The following is a 16,003-nucleotide window of genomic DNA, read 5'->3' as shown; positions in this document are numbered from 1 at the left end:
GTTATCCTTCTTGCGGGTCGGGAACCGGGCAAGCCCTGGCCTGGCCGGGTTGGCCGCTGTTGGTTGCCACGCGCTCCTGGTAGGCGCGCGGCGAGCAGCCGAGTTCACGTTTGAATACGGAGTGCATGTACTGGCTCGAGGTGAAGCCGCACTTGCGCGCGACCTCGGACAGGTTGCAGTCGCCCGAGGCCAGGATCGCGGTGGCGGCATCCAAGCGGAAGCGCAGGATGGCGTCGTGCACGCTGCAGCCGAGCTCCTGGCGAAAATAGCTTTCCAGCGAAGAGCGCGAGATGCCGACATAGTCGGCCACCTGGCTGGTGCGGATGCCCTGGCAGGCGTACTGGCGGATGAAATGGCGGGCGCGCATCACGTGCGGGTGCTTGGCCGCCTCGTGGCGCGACGAGGCCAGCACGTTGATGCCGGTCGGCGGCACCAGGATGCGGGTGTCGCCCAGGCGCAGGCCATGCAGCATCTGGTCCAGCAGGTGGGCGGCGGTGCGGCCCATCTCCTGCGCGCCTTGCATCACGGAGCTCATCGGAATGCGCGTGAGCATGCGCGCCAGCGGATCGTTGTCGATGCCGATCACGGCGACCTGCTCGGGCACCACGATGCCGGCCAGCGCGCACGCCTGCATCAGCTGGCGCGCGCGGGCGTCGGTGACGGCGATGATGCCGACCGGCTTTGGCAGGCTGTGCAGCCAGGCCACCTGCTGCTCGATCGCCTCGTCCCACGAAGGCGCAGCGGTGCACTGGCCGCGGTAGATTTCGGCCTGCATGCGGTCGCCGCGCATCAGCGTTTTAAAGGCTTTTTCGCGCTCTTGCGCCCAGCGGTTTTCCTGCGCCTCGGGCAGGCTGAAGAGCGCGAAGTTGCGCAGGCCGGCGTCGATCAGGTGTTCGTAGGCGAGCTTGATCAGCTTGAAGTTATCGGTTGCCACGTACGGCACGCCGGCCGGATAGTCGTCGGCGTTCTCGTAGGAGCCGCCCACGGCCACCAGCGGAATGCGGCTCGGCGCCAGCGCGGCGGCGACGGCCGGGTCGTCGAAGTCGGCGATGATGCCGTCTCCCTGCCACTTCTCGATGCCGGACAGGCGCAGGCGAAAGTCCTCTTCCAGGAACAGGTCCCACGAGGTGCGGGTACTGGCCAGGAAACCGGCGATGCCGGTGATGACCTCGCGGTCGAATATCTTGTTTGCGTTGAACAGCAGCGCAATACGATGCGTCTTTGGCGTCAACATGGGTCCTTGTCTCCTTCCGGCTCGGTGTTGACGCGATTGTAAACATGCGTCCCCGAGTTCACCTCATTGTGCAATGCCGGCCGGAGGCCCGGCAATTGCGAAATCCACCAAGCGCCGGTGCGATTCTTTCCATTCCGCGCGCCAGCCATGGCCTGATCGTTTCGCGTCTGCTAACCTCCGCTTCGACTCGACCGTGACCTCACCCATACGCCCATGAAGACGACGCTGATTGCTACGCTGCTCTGTTCGACATTTTCGTTGCACGCCCATGCGGCCGCAGCCTGTCCGGGAGGCGCCGCGTGGTGCGATGGTTTCGATGACGGCGCCTCGCGCTGGACGACGGTCGCGGGCACGGCGGACAGTTCCGGCAACCATCTGCTGCGGCTGGCCGACGGCGCCACGCTGGCCAGCCGCGAGGCAGTCGCGCCGGCATCGGGCGCCTGGTTCGTCGAAGCGCGCATGCGCGCCGTTGCGAACGCAGGGCCCGGCCAGTCGTACCTGCTGGCGCGTTATGCGGATGAGCGCAACTGGCTCGGCGCGGGCGTCGAAACCACGCCGGGCAGCCCCAAGGTCAACGTCGTCATCGTCAAGATGGAAGACGGCAAGCTGACCAGGCTGAAACAGTGGGGCAAGGAGTCGCTGCCCGACGGCGCCTTCTACAACGTGCGCCTGGCCCTCGATGGCGAAGAACTGACCCTGTACCTGAACGGCGAGCGCCTGACCAATGCCAGCGAAGCGGCGGCGCCGGGCGCTCGCATCGGTTTGTTCACGCAAGGGGCTTCGTACGAGATCGACGACGTGCGCGTCGGTTCGGCCGCCATGCCTCCGGGCCGCATCGGGCTGGCGCGCGTGAACAACCGCGTTGCGGTGCAGGCGGGCGATGCGCCGCGCCGCTACCTGGTGAGCACGCAAATGAATACGCAAGGTCGCCGCCCTGCCCTTGCCGCCGTCTCGAGCGACCCGTCGGTTGCGCGCGCCGTCATCGAAGGCGGCGCGCTGGTGGTGACGCCGCTGCGGCCCGGCCGCGCCACGGTCGGCGTGCAGGACGGCGCCGACGCCAACGTCGCCGCCTGGCTCGGTGTCGATGTGGGCACGAAGTTTAGCGCGCCGCAGCGCGCGTATCCGGCGCAGGGCCGCTTCACCCCTGCCACCGCCGAGGTGCAGGTCGACGCCGTGCTGCGCATCCGCTTCGACCGCCCGCCGACCCTCGGCACGAGCGGCTCGGTGCGCATCTTCCGCGCGGCCGACAATGCGCTGGTCGACACGATCAACGTCGGCGACGAACGCGATACGATGGGCACGCGCCGCCAGGCTTTTAAACGCGTGGTGCGGCGCAAGCTGGTGAACGTCGACGGCGACAGCGCCGTCATCCGCCCGCACTCCGCCAGCCTGGCCTACGGCACCGCCTACTACGTGCAGGTCGATCCCGGCGTGTTCGCGAACGCCACCCTGGGCGGCGTGCCGTTCGCGGGCCTGGGCGGGCAGCGCGGCTGGACCTTCCGCACCCGCGCGGCGGCGCCGTCGAACGCCACGCTCACGGTCGACGACGACGACCCCGCCGACTTCCGCACCGTGCAGGGCGCGCTGAACCACGCGATGGGCAGCCTGCCGCGTGCGACGCCGGTGACGATCCGCGTCGCCAATGGCCGCTACGACGAACTGCTCTACCTGAATGGCAAGGACAACGTCACGTTGCGCGGCGAAAGCCGCGACGGCGTCGTCATCGGCTCGATCAACGACGACGGCGCCAATCCCGGTTCCGGCAGCGGGCAGGGACCGCTCGCGCCGGGCGCCACCGGCGGGCGCGCGGTGTTCCTGGTCGAAGACGCCGACCTGCTCACGCTCGACACGCTCACCCTGGTCAACACGGCGCAGCGCGTGCGCAGCCTGGGCGCCCAGGCCGAGGCGCTGAACTTCAACAGCGACCGCGGACGCCTGGTGGCGACGAATGCCAGCTTCTTCAGCGAACAGGACACGATCCAGGTGAAGGGTTATTCGTGGTTTTACCGCTCGCTCATCGCCGGCAACGTCGACTTCATCTGGGGCGGCAACCGCGCCGCGCTGTTCGAGGAGAGCGAGATCCGCTCGGTGGGCGACAGCGCCAACGCGCGCAGCGGCGGCTACGTGGTGCAGGCGCGCACCATCGGCGCGAACGATCCCGGCTTCGTGTTCCTGAACAGCCGCCTGACGCACGGGCCGGGGCCGGCGGGCAACGACGTCCCGCTCGGCACCACTTACCTGGCGCGGCCAGGCACGTCGCAGAGCTTCGACAAGGTCAGTTACATCAACTGCAGGATCGATGTGCACGTCGCGCCGGTGGGCTGGTCGCTGCCGCGCAATGCGCACGCCGGTGCCGGCGCCGGCTGGAGCGAGTACGGCAGCATGGACATCGACGGTGCGCCGCTCGACCTGGCGCGCCGCGCCGGCGGGCGCGCCCTGGATGCGGTGCAGGCTGCGGCGTTATCGGACCGTGCGCAGGTGTTCCGCGGTTTCGACGGCGGCAAGGGCTGGAACCCGATGCCCACAAAACACCCAATAACATTAAATCAATTCATTAAAACGAGACAACGATGAAAAAAATGCATGCAACGACCCTCCACCTGGCGAGCATCTCCCTGTTGCCGCTGCTGCTGGCAGCCTGCCAGTCCACCACGCCGGGCGCCGCTTCGCCCTGGGTCGCCGACCTCGGCGATGGCCGCTACCAGAACCCGGTCCTGCATGCCGACTATTCCGACCCCGACGCCATCCGCGTCGGCGACACCTATTACATGACCTCGTCGAGCTTCAACGCGGTGCCCGGCCTGCCCCTGCTGACCTCGACCGACATGGTCAACTGGGAGCTGGTCGGCCACGCACTGCCGCGCCTGCTGCCGGCCGAACGCTACGCCAGCGCGCGCCATGGCGAAGGCGTGTGGGCGCCGTCGCTGCGCCACCACGACGGCAAGTTCTGGATCTTCTATCCGGACCCGGACGTCGGCATCTTCGTCACCACCGCCACCAATTTCACCGGCCCGTGGAGCGAGCCGCGCCTGCTCCTGCCGGGCAAGGGCATCATCGACCCGACCCCGCTTTGGGACGACGACGGCAAGGCCTACCTGCTGCACGCCTGGGCCAAGAGCCGCGCCGGCATCAACAACATCCTGACCCTGCGCAGCATGGCGCCCGACGGCAGCCGCCTGCTCGACACCCAGGGCCAGACCGTCATCGACGGTAACAAGCTGCCGAACTACCGCACTTTGGAGGGACCGAAGTTCTACAAGGCGAACGGCTATTACTACGTGTTTGCGCCGGCCGGCGGCGTCGAGGAAGGCTGGCAGTCGGTGTTCCGTTCGCGCAGCATCGCCGGGCCCTACGAAGACCGCATCGTCATGGACCAGGGCAATACCCCGATCAACGGGCCGCACCAGGGCGCCTGGGTACGCGCCCAGGACGGCAAGGACTGGTTCCTGCACTTCCAGGACCGCAAGGCCTACGGCCGCGTGGTGCACCTCAATCCGATGCGCTGGGCTGACGGTTGGCCGGTTATCGGCGAAGACGGTCCGCGCGCCGGCACCGGCCAGCCGGTGCTCACCCATGCCAAGCCGGTGGCCGGCTCCGCCATCAAGGTGCCGCCCACCGGCGACGAATTCAGTGCGCCGCAACTCGGGCTGCAATGGCAGTGGAACGCCAACAGCGACCCGCGCTGGGCCTCGCTGAGCGAACGTCCCGGCTTCCTGCGCCTGCACACGCAAGCCGCGCCCGGCTTCGCCGACTACGTGCGCGGCGCGCCCTCGCTGCTGGGACAAAAACTGCCGGCGCCCAGCTTCGTGGTCGACACCCACGTCACGCTGAATAACGGGGTAGACGGCGACCGCGCCGGCCTGATCGTCAATGCCATGCAATACGCCTGGCTCGGCCTGCGCAAGACCGGCGCCGCCACCGAACTGGTGTACATCACCTGCACGCCGGCCAAGGAACGCTGCAAGGAGACCAGCACGGTGCTGCTGCCGGCGGCGCCGGCCTCGCTCTATCTGCGCATGAACATGGCGGCAGGCGCGCTCGCCAGTTTCTCGTACAGCCTGGATAACGTGAACTTTGTTCCGGTGGCCCAGCCGCTCGAGATCAGCAAGGGACGCTGGGTCGGCGCCCAGGTCGGCCTGTTCAGCATCGGCAGCGGCAACAGCGCGCCGGCATCGAGCCTGGACGTCGATTACTTCCACGTGAGCGCGAAATGAGGGCGCGCATCTGGCCAGCCCCGCTGGCAGCAGTAGCGGCCCTGGCCTTCTGCCTGCCCGCGCTGGCCGAAGCGCAGGCGCCCGCCGGCACGCTGCGCTTCAATTTCACCGACGCGCCGCGCCCGGATGCGGTCGCCGTCAAGTGGAGCGCCAAGGGTGCGCCGCTGTTCGACGTCGCCACCGGTTTCGGTTTCGTCGAGCGCACCGGCGCCCTGCCCGCGCGGCCGGTGCATACGGCGACGATCCGCAGCGACGGTAACGGTTTCACCATCGCCGAGCCCAAGTTCGATGCCGAAAAGGGTTTCGAAAAGGACCACTACAACAACTACGGCATGGCCTTCCGCATCAAGGCCGCGCCGGGCGCCTACGCCATCCGCGTGCGCACCACCTCGCAGGCCGAGGACACGGTCGTCTCGGTCACCGGCATGCAGACCAGCCGCCTCGGCCCCGGCACTTTCTGGGATGCCGCCAGCCTGCTGCCCAACAAAACCCTGGTGACCGCGCAAGGCCAGGAGTGGAACTACCGCTACGTCAACGGCCGCGACTTCATCGACATCGAAATCGAACCGAAGCACCCGAACGTGGCGGTCGGCGTCGAGGAAATCATGCTGACCCCGATCGCACCGCAGGCGCGCCCCGCCGGCGTGCTGCCGGCGATCTACACGCTGGGCGACTCCACCGTCAAATCCTACACCTTCGACGAAGCGCCGATGAGCGGCTGGGGCCAGGTGTTCGACAAGCTGTTCGACCCGGCCAGGGTGCGGGTGCTGAATTATTCGATGGGCGGGCGCTCCTTCAGGAATGCATACGCCGAGGGCCGTATCAACGACCTGCTGTTCGCCGGGCACGTGGGCGACGTCGTGATGATCCAGTTCGGCCACAACGACGAAAGCGAAGACGAAACGCGCCGCTACGGCCGCGGCTCGACCGAGGCGATGGTCGAGACCTTCATCACCGAGTTTTATTTGCCGGCGATCCGCGCGCGCGGCATGGTGCCGCTGTTCGTGACGCCGATGTCGCGCGTGAAGGGCAACGCTCAGCCGGGCGAGGTCTACGTGAATTCGTTCAGCAAGCGCCGCTTTCCCGACCTGATGAAAAAACTCGGCGCCGCGCAGGGCGTGCCCGTGGTCGACCTGAACGCGCGCAGCGTCGCCTTCTACAACGAGAACGGCGTCGCGGCGACGACGGCGATGGTGATGGCGATCGAGGCCGGCGAAACGCCTGGTAAAACCAACGACGGCAGCTATGCCAACGGCCACCCGGCCAACAAGATCGACGGCACCCATTTCAGGGAATCGATGTCGAAGCAGTACGCGCGCATCGTCGCCACCGAACTGGCGCGCCTCGGCCAACAGGGCGACCCGGTGGCGGCCGGTGTCGCGGCGCAGCTGCGCAGCGACGTGCGCGCCGCGATCGCGCGCGGCGACTGGTCGGCCATCCACCCCGAGATCGCCCGCGACATCGTCGGCGGCGAGAATGCCTACTACCGCGACCAGATCGAGAAACTGCTGCAACTGGGCGCCCTGCGCAAGGACGCGCAGGGCAATTTCAGGCCGCAGGAAACGATGCGCACGACGGAGTTCATCGGCGGCCTGCGCGCCGTGATGAAGCTGCCGGCGTCGAGTCTGACTCGGTACGGTGACGGACCGTTGTCGCGCGAAGTCATGGGCGCCATCCTCGCCGATGCCTATGCCAGCGCGTTCAGCGCCCCGCCCAGGTACATAACCGACTACAACGGCAAGACCGTGGTGCCGGGCGCGCCCGGCTACGACCCGAACCTCGACAGCGGCGCGCAAGGGGCGATGTATTACCCGCTGGTCGGCTGGCAGCGCCTGGCCGATACCAGTTCGATCTCCGCACCGTATGCCGCCAAGGTGAAGACGGCTTACGACCTGGGCCTGATCCGTTCGGAAGCAGGCATCGCGCGCGGGCGCATGGTCAACGGGAACCTGCTGGAACCGCAGGCGCTCGTCACCCGCGCCAGGGCCGCCAAGGCGCTGTACTTCATGTGGGTGCTGGCACAGCCGCCCAAAGCCGAAAACGACAATTGAACCTGGATAGGTAATCGACATGGTCTCACGACGCAATGCCATCAAATCCGCCGGCCTGGGCACACTGCTGGCCGGCGCCCAGGCGGGCGCCATCGCCGCCACGGCAACTACGGCGCCGAACAACCAGCCCGTAACCTGGGCGCGCGGTGTCGAAGGCCAGCGCAAGGCGGATCTCGGCAACGGCACCTACCTGAACCCGATCCTCGCCGGCGACCACCCGGACCCGTCGATCCTGCGCGACGGTGACGATTACTACATGACCTTTTCCACCTTCGACGCCTATCCCGGGCTGACGATCTGGCATTCGCAAGACCTGGTCAACTGGCAGCCGCTGGTCTCGGCCCTGACGCGCAATATCGGCTCGGTCTGGGCGCCGGAACTGTGCCAGCACAAGGGCCGCTATTATCTCTACATCCCGACCAAGAAGACGGCGGTGGCCGGCTCGCGCACGACGTCCTGGGTGATCTGGGCCGACGATATCCGCGGTCCCTGGTCGGAGCCGATCGACCTGAACCTGCCGCGCCACATCGATCCGGGCCATGCGGTCGGCGAGGACGGTTCGCGCTGGTTGTTCCTGTCCGGCGTCGACCGCGTGCGCCTGGCCGACGATGGCCTGTCGACCGTCGGCGCACCGGAGAAGGTGTACCAGCCCTGGCGCTATCCGGACGACTGGGAAGTCGAGGCGTTTTCGCCGGAAGGCCCGAAGGTGCTGCGCCATGGCGACTACTATTACCTGGTGCTCGCCGTCGGCGGCACCTCGGGGCCGCCGACCGGGCACATGGTGATCGCGGCGCGCTCCAAATCCATCCACGGACCGTGGGAACACCATCCGCGCAATCCGCTGGTGCGCACCACCCGGGTCGAAGAGAAATGGTGGTCGCGCGGGCATGCGACGCTGGTGCAGGGTCCGGCTGGCGACTGGTGGGGCGTCTACCACGGCTACGAAAACGGCTTCTGGACCCTCGGCCGCCAGGCGCTGCTGGCGCCCGTGTCCTGGTCGCGCGACGGCTGGCCCGAGTTCGGCGGCGGCGACCTGTCGCAGCCGATCCCCAAGCCGGCCGGCGGCAAGGCGGTGGTGCATGGATTGGCCCTGTCCGACGATTTCACGCGCGACAAATACGGCATCCAGTGGAATTTCTTCAGCCCCGCGCCGGACGAGGCCCAGCGCCTGGCGCGCAAGGACGGCGTACTGCACCTCAAGGCGAGCGGCGACATGCCCTCGAATTCCTCGCCCTTGGTCTTCATCGCACCCGACCAGGATTACGAATTCGAATGCGAGATCGAGATCGATGCGGAGGCACGGGCCGGCCTGCTGCTGTTCTATGACCACAAGCTGTACTGCGGCCTCGGCTTCGGTGCCGACCAATTCGTGATGCACCGCTACGGCACCGAGCACGGGCAGTTCGCCAACCCGTACGGCCGCCGCCTGTTCCTGCGCATCCGCAACCGCCGCCACGTCGTCAGCATTCACATTTCGCCCGACGGCAAGAACTGGAAACGCGGACCGCGCGGCTACGAAGTCTCGGGCTACCACCAGAACGTGCGCGGCGGCTTCATGTCCCTGAAACCGGCCCTGTACGCGGCCGGCAAGGGCGAGGTGCGCTTCCGCGGCTTCCGCTACCGTGCGTATGCTTGAGCGAGGCGTGGGTCTGCTACTGGCGTTGGCCCTGGCGACGCCGCTCGCGGTGCAGGCAGCCGATTGCGTGGAGCCTGCGCCGGACCCGAACAATACCTACGACGCCGCGCGCACCTATCCGAAGCAACTGCGCAACTACCCGTTCATCCGCATCGCCAATGCGGACGTGCCGGACGGCGTGCGCGTGGTGCGCGACCAGACCTATGCGCGCTACGGCAGCCGGTGCCTGAAGCTCGACCTGTACCTGCCCGCCTCAGCCCCACGCGAAGGCATGCCGGTGGTTGTGCTGGTGCATGGCGGCGGCTGGAACGCCGGCTACCGTTCCGAATTCGTGCCGCTGGCGCTGCGCCTGGCCGAGCGCGGTTACGCGTCCGCTACCGTCAGTTACCGCCTGTCGGGCGAAGCGCGCTATCCGGCCGCGGTCGACGACGTGCGCGCCGCCGTGCGCTGGGTGCGCAAGCACGCGGCGCGCTACGGCATCGATCCGCAACGTATCGCGCTCGCGGGCGGGTCGGCCGGCGCGCAGATCGCCAGCCTGGCCGCGTTGACGGCCGACCTGCATCCGGTCGATCCGCATGCCAGGGATGCGAGCGTATCGAGCGCGGTGGGGGCAGTCGTCAACATCGACGGCACGGTCGATTTCACCACCGAGGAATCGCGCCGCCACGACACCGATCCGGACAAGCCGCCCTCCCCGGCCGCGCTCTGGCTGGGCGGGCGCTATGCCGAAGCGTCGGCGGCGTGGCACGCGGCCTCGCCAATTAACTACGTGCGGCGCGGGATGCCGCCGGTGCTGTTCATCGGCAGCGCCCAGCCGCGCTTCCAGAGCGGGCGCGATGAGATGGTGGCGCGGATGGCGGCGCATGGGGTGGCATCGCGCGTGGTGCTGCTGCCGCAGACGCCGCACACGTTCTGGCTGTTCGATCCCTGGCTGGCGCCGACGGTGGAGGCCACCGCCGGCTTCCTTGACGCGCACCTGCGCAGCGGTCCGCCAGCGTTACGATAGCGGGCTTACTGCAGCTGCGCCAGATTGATTGCCGCGGCCATCGCGGCGTAACCGGCGTCGTTTGGATGCAGATGGTCGCCGCTGTCGTAGGCCGGGTTCATCACCAGCGGATCGGCGGGATTTTGCATGGCCCGGTCGAAATCGACCACGCCGTCGATGTCGCGGTTGCCGCGGATGAAGGCGTTCACGGCCTGGCGTTTGGCTTCGCCGTCGAGCGAGTAATAGCCCGCTCCCTTGAATGGCAGCAGCGTGGCCAGGTAGACCTTGATGCCCCTGGCCTTGGCTTTCGCGACTGCCGTGGCCATCGACGCCGTGATCTGTTGCGCGCTGACCGCCTGCGCCGGGACGAAGCTGGCAAACCCGATGTCGTTGATCCCCAACAGGATGATGGTGTGGGTGACGCCGGCGACGTTGACGACGTCGCGCTCGAAGCGGCCATTGCCGTTCGGGCCGACGAAGTCGTTCAGCCAGCGGTTGCCGGAAATGCCGGCGTTGACGACGCTCGTTTGCGCGAAGCCGGCCGCCTTGAGCCGGTCGTCGAGCTGGTTCGGATAGCGTTTCGCCGCGTTGACCGTGGAATTGAAACCGTCCGTGATCGAGTCGCCAAAGGCCACCACGACCTTCGCCTGCGCGATGCTGATGGCCTCCACCGCCGTCAACGCATAATAGGATTCGAGCTGCGTGGCCGCCACCGTCGGAATCGTCGCCGCGGACGACTGGTCGCCGGCGCCGACATAGGCGGTCTGCCGTCCCAATGCATGGACCGTGGCGACCTCGGTGCGCGTGGCGAAAAACATGCTGACGGCGATGTTCGACAGCGGCGCCACCGGCAGGTCGATCGCGTCGCTCAGCGCCTCGCTGCCCGGAGCCAGCGTCAGGCTGCGCTGGCCGCCGAAGCTCACCGCGCGGTCGCTGGCGGCATCGATATTCGATGCGCCGCTGCTGCGGGCAACGCGGATTGCCGAAATGGTGAGCGGCGCTTTGCCGAACAGGTTCGAGACCCGGATGCGGATCGCGGTGCTGCCGAGCGAGACCCGCACTACCTGCCTGACGGTCTGGTTGTCGAAGACCTGCACGGCCGGTGGCGGAAATCCGGGCAGCGACTGGGCGGCATCGGACAGCGCGCCGGTCCAGGACGCGTGGTACCGGACCTCCTCGTCGCCGCCGCTGCCGCATGCGACCAACCCGGCGCCCAGCGCAAGGGCTGCGAGCATGGATTTGACGACCGTCCGGCGTCCGGGCTGGGGCAGTGCTTTTTGCGTGGTGTCGTGCATCATGGTTCGTCTCCTGGTCTGCCCTTTCTTGCGCAGGGCATGGTGTGGAATGGGTGACTGCCTCCACAGGCTCGAACTGGCGCCTTACGCAATGCTTACTCTGTCGCGGCGGCTTCTCCTAACAACAACACGACTCTGCCAGCTGGCGCGCGCGCTGCTTTTGTGCTCATTTCCATCATGTGGACGCTGCGGTTGCGGACGCGTTGTCATTGGTGCATCATCGTGTTCGTCTCCATTCCCGACGCCGCACCGATGAAACGATCGCGCATCGCCGCACTCGCGTTGCTGGCAGCATGCAGCGCCGCCTGCTCGCCAAAGAGCGGGCCTGCCGCGCCCGTAGCCGACAGTAGCGCCGCCGGACAGGCGCAGGCGTCATTGGAAACGCAACCGAAAGCGCTGCTGCGCATGCTCTTCCCCGCCGGGCGCATCGTGGAGGACGAGGTCAGCTTCGGCATCGTCCACCCGGGCGGCAAGGGTGAATACCACTTGATGATGCTGGCGTCGACAAAGCAGTTCGACGATGGACGGCTGGTCGCCGTCGTCAGCAGTGCGCCCTGTAGCGCCGACGGCGACCACGAATCCGAGCACGGTTCCAGCACGGTCAACGTCTACACCTTGCGCCGGCAGGACGGCAGCTGGCAGGTCGTCGCGCGCCATGAGCAGGTCGCGGATACAGGGACCTTCGGCGCCGCCGGCGACGTCAAATGGGTGGCGCTCGGCCCCGGCAAGCAAGGGTTCGTCGTGTCCTCGCAAACCTGCGATATCGAGATGAACGCCATCAATGGCGATGCCGACGTGTTCGAACTCGCCGGCGGGGTGCGTCACCTGGGCGCCATCCCGCAAATGCAGGATGAAGCGCGCGGCTGCGCACCCGAAGACGGCGTCTGCACCGATGCGCACGGCTTGCTGCACGTCGCTGACGAACCGGCGGAGGGCCCCTATCGCGACCTCGTGCTCGATTTTACCGGCAGGCGCTACACGGTGACGGCGAACGGCGATGACCAGGCACAGGACAAGATCGAGCACCTGCAGGCGCAGCTCAGGGAAAGCGCGCGCTACCGCTACAACGGCAAGGGTTATGTCCTGGTCGCGGGGACCACACCGCTGCCCGGACCCTGAGCGGCGTTCTGGTCTACTTCCGCGAACGACCCGGCGACCAGCGCGCGCAGCCAGCGGTTGCCCTCGTCCTGGTTGTAGCGCCGGTGCCAGAACATGTTGGTCTGCAGTTCCGGCAGCGGCAAGGGCGAGGCCGCGTACTGCAGCCCGAAGGGGCCGGCGGCGCGCTCGGCCAGCTTGTGCGGCACCGTCGCCACCAGGTCGGTGGTACTGACGATGTAGGGGACGGCGGCGAAATGCGGCACGCTGAAGCTGGCGGCGGCGGAGATGCCCGCCGCTTCGAGCGCCGTGCGGATGGCGTCGTAGGGGCTTTCCATCGCCGTCACCACCAGGTGCCGCGCCGCGGCCAGGCGTTCCAGGGTCAGCGTGCCTTCGCCCAGCGGATGGCCGCGCCGCAGCAGGCTGACGTACGCCTGGCGGAACAGGCGGCGCTGGTAAAACGACGCGGGCGCATCGCCAAAGGCGCCGATCGCCATGTCCACCCGGCCGGCTTCCAGCGCCGCGCGCAGGTCGACCATGCCGGCACGTACCGAAGCGACCGTGACCTGCGGCGCCAGGGCCACGCAATGCTCGACCAGCTTCGGCATGAAATAGGTTTCGCCGACGTCGGTCATGGCAATGGTGAAGCGGCGCCGGCTGGTGGCCGGGTCGAACGGCTGTTCGGGCCGCAGCGCCAGTTCCAGGCTGGCCAGCGCCGCGGCGACCGGCTCGGCCATCCCCTCGGCATACGGCGTGGGCTGCATGCCGTCGGCCGTGCGCACGAACAGTTCGTCGCCGACCGCGCGGCGCAGGCGCGCCAGCGCATTGCTGACGGCCGATTGCGTCAGGCGCAAGCGTTTGGCCGCGCCCGAGATCTGGCGCTCGCGGAAGACTTCGCGGAACACCAGCAGCAGGTTCAGGTCGAGTTCGCGCAGCTCCATTCGCGGCCCATTCGCAATATGAATAGTCACGATTTTACTATTGATATTGCAAATACCGAGGCTCGCTGCGAGTTACTCGGTCAAGCGATGCGCCCGAGCGCTTGACCAGGTTCGCGTGCTTTCTTGGCTGAAAATCCTCGCTTTCTCACCGGCGCGGCTTGTGCCTGGCGCAAACCTGCGCTGGCCTGGTCGGGGCGCACCACAGTGAACGGTGACCGACAAGGCCCCGACGACATGCCCCGAGCGGAAAAAGCGGACAAAAAGGTCCTGGTCGACCGGATGGAAGCGGCCGAACAGTGCCCCCCGAGCAGCTCGTGCCAGCGAATGGGGTCGACGTCGGCGCCCGTGAAGCCGATGTCCGACAGTTCAGCAGCGTCGCGCAGGAGAATCCGTGCAATGGCCGCCGTCTCGTTGGTGCAGTACACGAGACCGCGAAAGCTTTTTTGTAGAGCATCGGGATCAGGCCGCAGTGGTCGATGTGCGCGTGCGTCACAAACTTGAGTTTCCGCGGACCGAACGGCCAGTCGCATGCATTCCAGTCGGCGGCGGTGCGCTCGCCCTGCTGCATGCCGCAATCGACCAGGAAATTCCAGCCGCGCGACTCGTCGCGCATCCAGGCGCATGAACCGGCAACTTTTCCAAGGGCAATCGTGCATTTTTACTGCACTTTGCAGAGCATGGAATGATCCTTAAAAAAATTTGAGAAGCTGATGTTCAGGCCCATTGACAGCGCCCGCATCGCCAAGGGATTCCACACTGGCCATGCGCCTTGCACAGAGGATCGCATGTCCATCCGCGAGTCCCGGGACTTCCTGGCGCCAATGCTGCTGCTCGAAGCACTGCACGGCCGGTGGCCTGTCGATGTCGGATGACTCTCCAGCATCATCGGCCACCAGCATGCCCGGATCGGCACGGATTGACCAGCCGCCATCGCCGGTATCGACGAAACGAAAGAAGGTGTCTTTCAACCTGATTCGTACCACGACCCGAACCGTGGCGGGCACGCCGTCTCCACAGGTGAGGCAGTCGCACTGAACGTCGATAATGGGTTTCGCTGCCGGCAGCAGATCGGAGATTCCGTCCAGGGCCATGCCTTCGGCGATTGCCTTGGCAGGAATTCACGGAACGGATGTGCCTGGCTCCAGAACAAAGCAAAAAGGCCTGCAACAATAAAGTTGCAAGCCTAAGACTGTGCTACGAATTCTGGTGGGAAGTGCAAGTTTCGAACTTGCGACCCCTGCAGTGTGAATGCAGTGCTCTACCCCTGAGCTAACCTCCCTGACAACGAGGCGTATTATGCCAAAAACTTTCTCCACCGTCAAACTTTTGGCGAATAATTTCTCCACACGCATTCGCCCTTGACGCCTTTGTCGAGTCCGGCCAGCAGATCCTCGTGCAGCGCGAGCTCGTCCGCGCTGGCCGAGACGACGATGATGTCGCCCAGCGGCACCGCGTCGAGTTCGATGCCGTCGTTCGACGTCTCGACTTCATGGTCCATCGACAGCGAGTTCTGGCCGCGCGTCATCGACAGGTAGACGTCGGCCAGCAGTTCCGAGTCGAGCAGTGCGCCGTGCAGCTTGCGGTGCGCATTCGAGACGCCGTAGCGGTCGCACAGGGCGTCCAGCGAGTTGCGCTTACCTGGGTGCATTTCCTTGGCGTTGACCAGCGTGTCGATCACGCCGCTGCAGTGCGAGGTGAAGCTCGGCAGGCCGAGGCGCTGGAATTCGGCGTTCAGGAAGCCCAGGTCGAACGGGGCGTTGTGGATGATGACTTCGGCGCCTTCGATGTAGGCGCGCAGCTTGTCGACGATCTCGTGGAATTTCGGTTTGTCGCTCAGGAATTCCGTGGTGAGGCCGTGCACTGCGAGCGCGGCCTCGTCGGACTCGCGCTCGGGATTGATGTATTCGTGGAAGTTGTTGCCGGTCAGCGTGCGGTTGACCAGCTCGACACAGCCGATTTCGATGACGCGGTCGCCGGTTCGTGGGTTCAGGCCGGTGGTTTCTGTATCGAGGACAATCTGGCGCATGGCAGGCTAAAGATGAAGTAAGGCAAGCCCAGCAGTATAGCGGACTCCAGTGGACTCTTCCTAACGCCGCACCGTCGCCGCGCCGCGGTTGGCCAGCACGTCGGCACGCTCGTTGCCCGGATGCCCATTGTGGCCGCGTACCCAGCGCCATTCGACGGCGTGCTGCTGCTGGGCCTGGTCAAGCGCCTTCCACAGGTCGTCGTTTTTCACCGGTTCCTTTGCCGCCGTTTTCCAGCCGCGCGCCTTCCAGCCGTGGATCCATTCCGAGATGCCCTTCTGCACGTACTGGCTATCGGTGTGCAGCACGACTTCGCAGGGACGGTTCAGGACGCCCAGCGCCTCGATCACGGCTTTCAATTCCATGCGGTTGTTGGTCGTGTTCGGCTCGCCGCCGAAGATTTCCTTCTCGTGGCCGTCGGCCACCAGCAGCGCGCCCCAGCCGCCGGCGCCGGGATTGCCCTTGCAGGCGCCATCGGTAAAAATTTCCACTTTCGTCGTCATGCTGCCTGCTTTTCCTTTGATTCTT

13 protein-coding genes and 1 tRNA gene are annotated in these 16,003 nt (G+C 66.6%); 6 read left to right on the top strand and 8 right to left on the bottom strand.

The features are described 5' to 3' along the window. Window position 1: 1 nt before the first annotated feature. Window positions 2–1,234 carry a XylR family transcriptional regulator gene (locus AC56LG_RS15965; protein ID WP_497167049.1) on the bottom strand — a complete coding sequence of 411 codons (1,233 nt, stop codon included), beginning with the start codon at window positions 1,232–1,234 and terminating at the stop codon, window positions 2–4. Window positions 1,235–1,447: 213 nt separating this feature from the next. Here AC56LG_RS15965 and AC56LG_RS15960 point away from each other — a divergent pair, with 213 nt between their 5' ends. Genes AC56LG_RS15960 through AC56LG_RS15940 form a run of 5 tightly spaced genes read left to right on the top strand, consistent with a single transcriptional unit; the run spans window position 1,448 to window position 10,141 of the window. Continuing rightward, window positions 1,448–3,808: a pectinesterase family protein gene (locus tag AC56LG_RS15960; protein WP_497167048.1), complete on the top strand. Its 2,361-nt coding sequence runs from the start codon at window positions 1,448–1,450 to the stop codon at window positions 3,806–3,808. After that, window positions 3,805–5,448, top strand: coding sequence for a glycoside hydrolase family 43 protein (locus AC56LG_RS15955; RefSeq protein ID WP_497167047.1), 1,644 nt, complete (start codon window positions 3,805–3,807; stop codon window positions 5,446–5,448). The genes AC56LG_RS15960 and AC56LG_RS15955 overlap by 4 nt, the downstream gene beginning before the upstream one ends. Beyond that, window positions 5,445–7,499, top strand: coding sequence for a GDSL-type esterase/lipase family protein (locus AC56LG_RS15950; RefSeq protein ID WP_497167046.1), 2,055 nt, complete (start codon window positions 5,445–5,447; stop codon window positions 7,497–7,499). The genes AC56LG_RS15955 and AC56LG_RS15950 overlap by 4 nt, the downstream gene beginning before the upstream one ends. 19 nt (window positions 7,500–7,518) lie before the next feature. Continuing rightward, window positions 7,519–9,135 carry a family 43 glycosylhydrolase gene (locus AC56LG_RS15945; protein ID WP_497167045.1) on the top strand — a complete coding sequence of 539 codons (1,617 nt, stop codon included), beginning with the start codon at window positions 7,519–7,521 and terminating at the stop codon, window positions 9,133–9,135. Between the two features lie 7 nt (window positions 9,136–9,142). Continuing rightward, window positions 9,143–10,141, top strand: a complete 999-nt coding sequence (locus tag AC56LG_RS15940; RefSeq protein ID WP_497167044.1) for an alpha/beta fold hydrolase — start codon at window positions 9,143–9,145, stop codon at window positions 10,139–10,141. Between the two features lie 5 nt (window positions 10,142–10,146). Here the strand turns inward: AC56LG_RS15940 and AC56LG_RS15935 are convergent, their stop codons facing one another. Further along, on the bottom strand, window positions 10,147–11,418 hold the full coding sequence (locus tag AC56LG_RS15935; RefSeq protein WP_497167043.1) for an SGNH/GDSL hydrolase family protein: 1,272 nt from the start codon (window positions 11,416–11,418) through the stop codon (window positions 10,147–10,149). A 249-nt stretch (window positions 11,419–11,667) separates the two neighbouring features. On the opposite strand from AC56LG_RS15935, the gene AC56LG_RS15930 reads away from it, so the two are divergent. Then, entirely contained in the window at window positions 11,668–12,534 is an 867-nt protein-coding gene (locus AC56LG_RS15930) for a hypothetical protein (RefSeq protein ID WP_497167042.1), read from the top strand. On the opposite strand, the gene AC56LG_RS15925 is transcribed toward AC56LG_RS15930, so the two are convergent. From AC56LG_RS15925 to rnhA, 6 genes are all read right to left on the bottom strand, one after another. Then, window positions 12,492–13,451: a LysR family transcriptional regulator gene (locus AC56LG_RS15925; protein ID WP_497167041.1), complete on the bottom strand. Its 960-nt coding sequence runs from the start codon at window positions 13,449–13,451 to the stop codon at window positions 12,492–12,494. The two genes, AC56LG_RS15930 and AC56LG_RS15925, sit on opposite strands and share 43 nt — an antisense overlap. Window positions 13,452–13,596: 145 nt before the next feature. Continuing rightward, complete coding sequence (locus AC56LG_RS15920) at window positions 13,597–14,100, bottom strand: MBL fold metallo-hydrolase (RefSeq protein ID WP_497167376.1); 504 nt, start codon at window positions 14,098–14,100, stop codon at window positions 13,597–13,599. Between the two features lie 40 nt (window positions 14,101–14,140). Beyond that, entirely contained in the window at window positions 14,141–14,542 is a 402-nt protein-coding gene (locus AC56LG_RS15915; protein ID WP_497167040.1) for a hypothetical protein, read from the bottom strand. 113 nt (window positions 14,543–14,655) lie between these two features. Continuing rightward, window positions 14,656–14,730 (bottom strand) — tRNA-Val (locus tag AC56LG_RS15910). A gap of 39 nt (window positions 14,731–14,769) precedes the next feature. Beyond that, window positions 14,770–15,477 (bottom strand): DNA polymerase III subunit epsilon, encoded by a 708-nt coding sequence (dnaQ, locus tag AC56LG_RS15905; protein WP_497167039.1) that lies wholly within the window; start codon window positions 15,475–15,477, stop codon window positions 14,770–14,772. A gap of 60 nt (window positions 15,478–15,537) precedes the next feature. Continuing rightward, window positions 15,538–15,978: a ribonuclease HI gene (gene rnhA, locus AC56LG_RS15900; RefSeq protein ID WP_192050515.1), complete on the bottom strand. Its 441-nt coding sequence runs from the start codon at window positions 15,976–15,978 to the stop codon at window positions 15,538–15,540. Between the last annotated feature and the right edge of the window lie 25 nt (window positions 15,979–16,003).

The sequence above is a fragment of the Telluria sp. ZB2R32 genome (assembly GCF_059685715.1).
The sequence above is the reverse complement of the archived record's forward strand: the minus strand, read 5'-3'. Positions and strand labels throughout refer to the sequence as shown.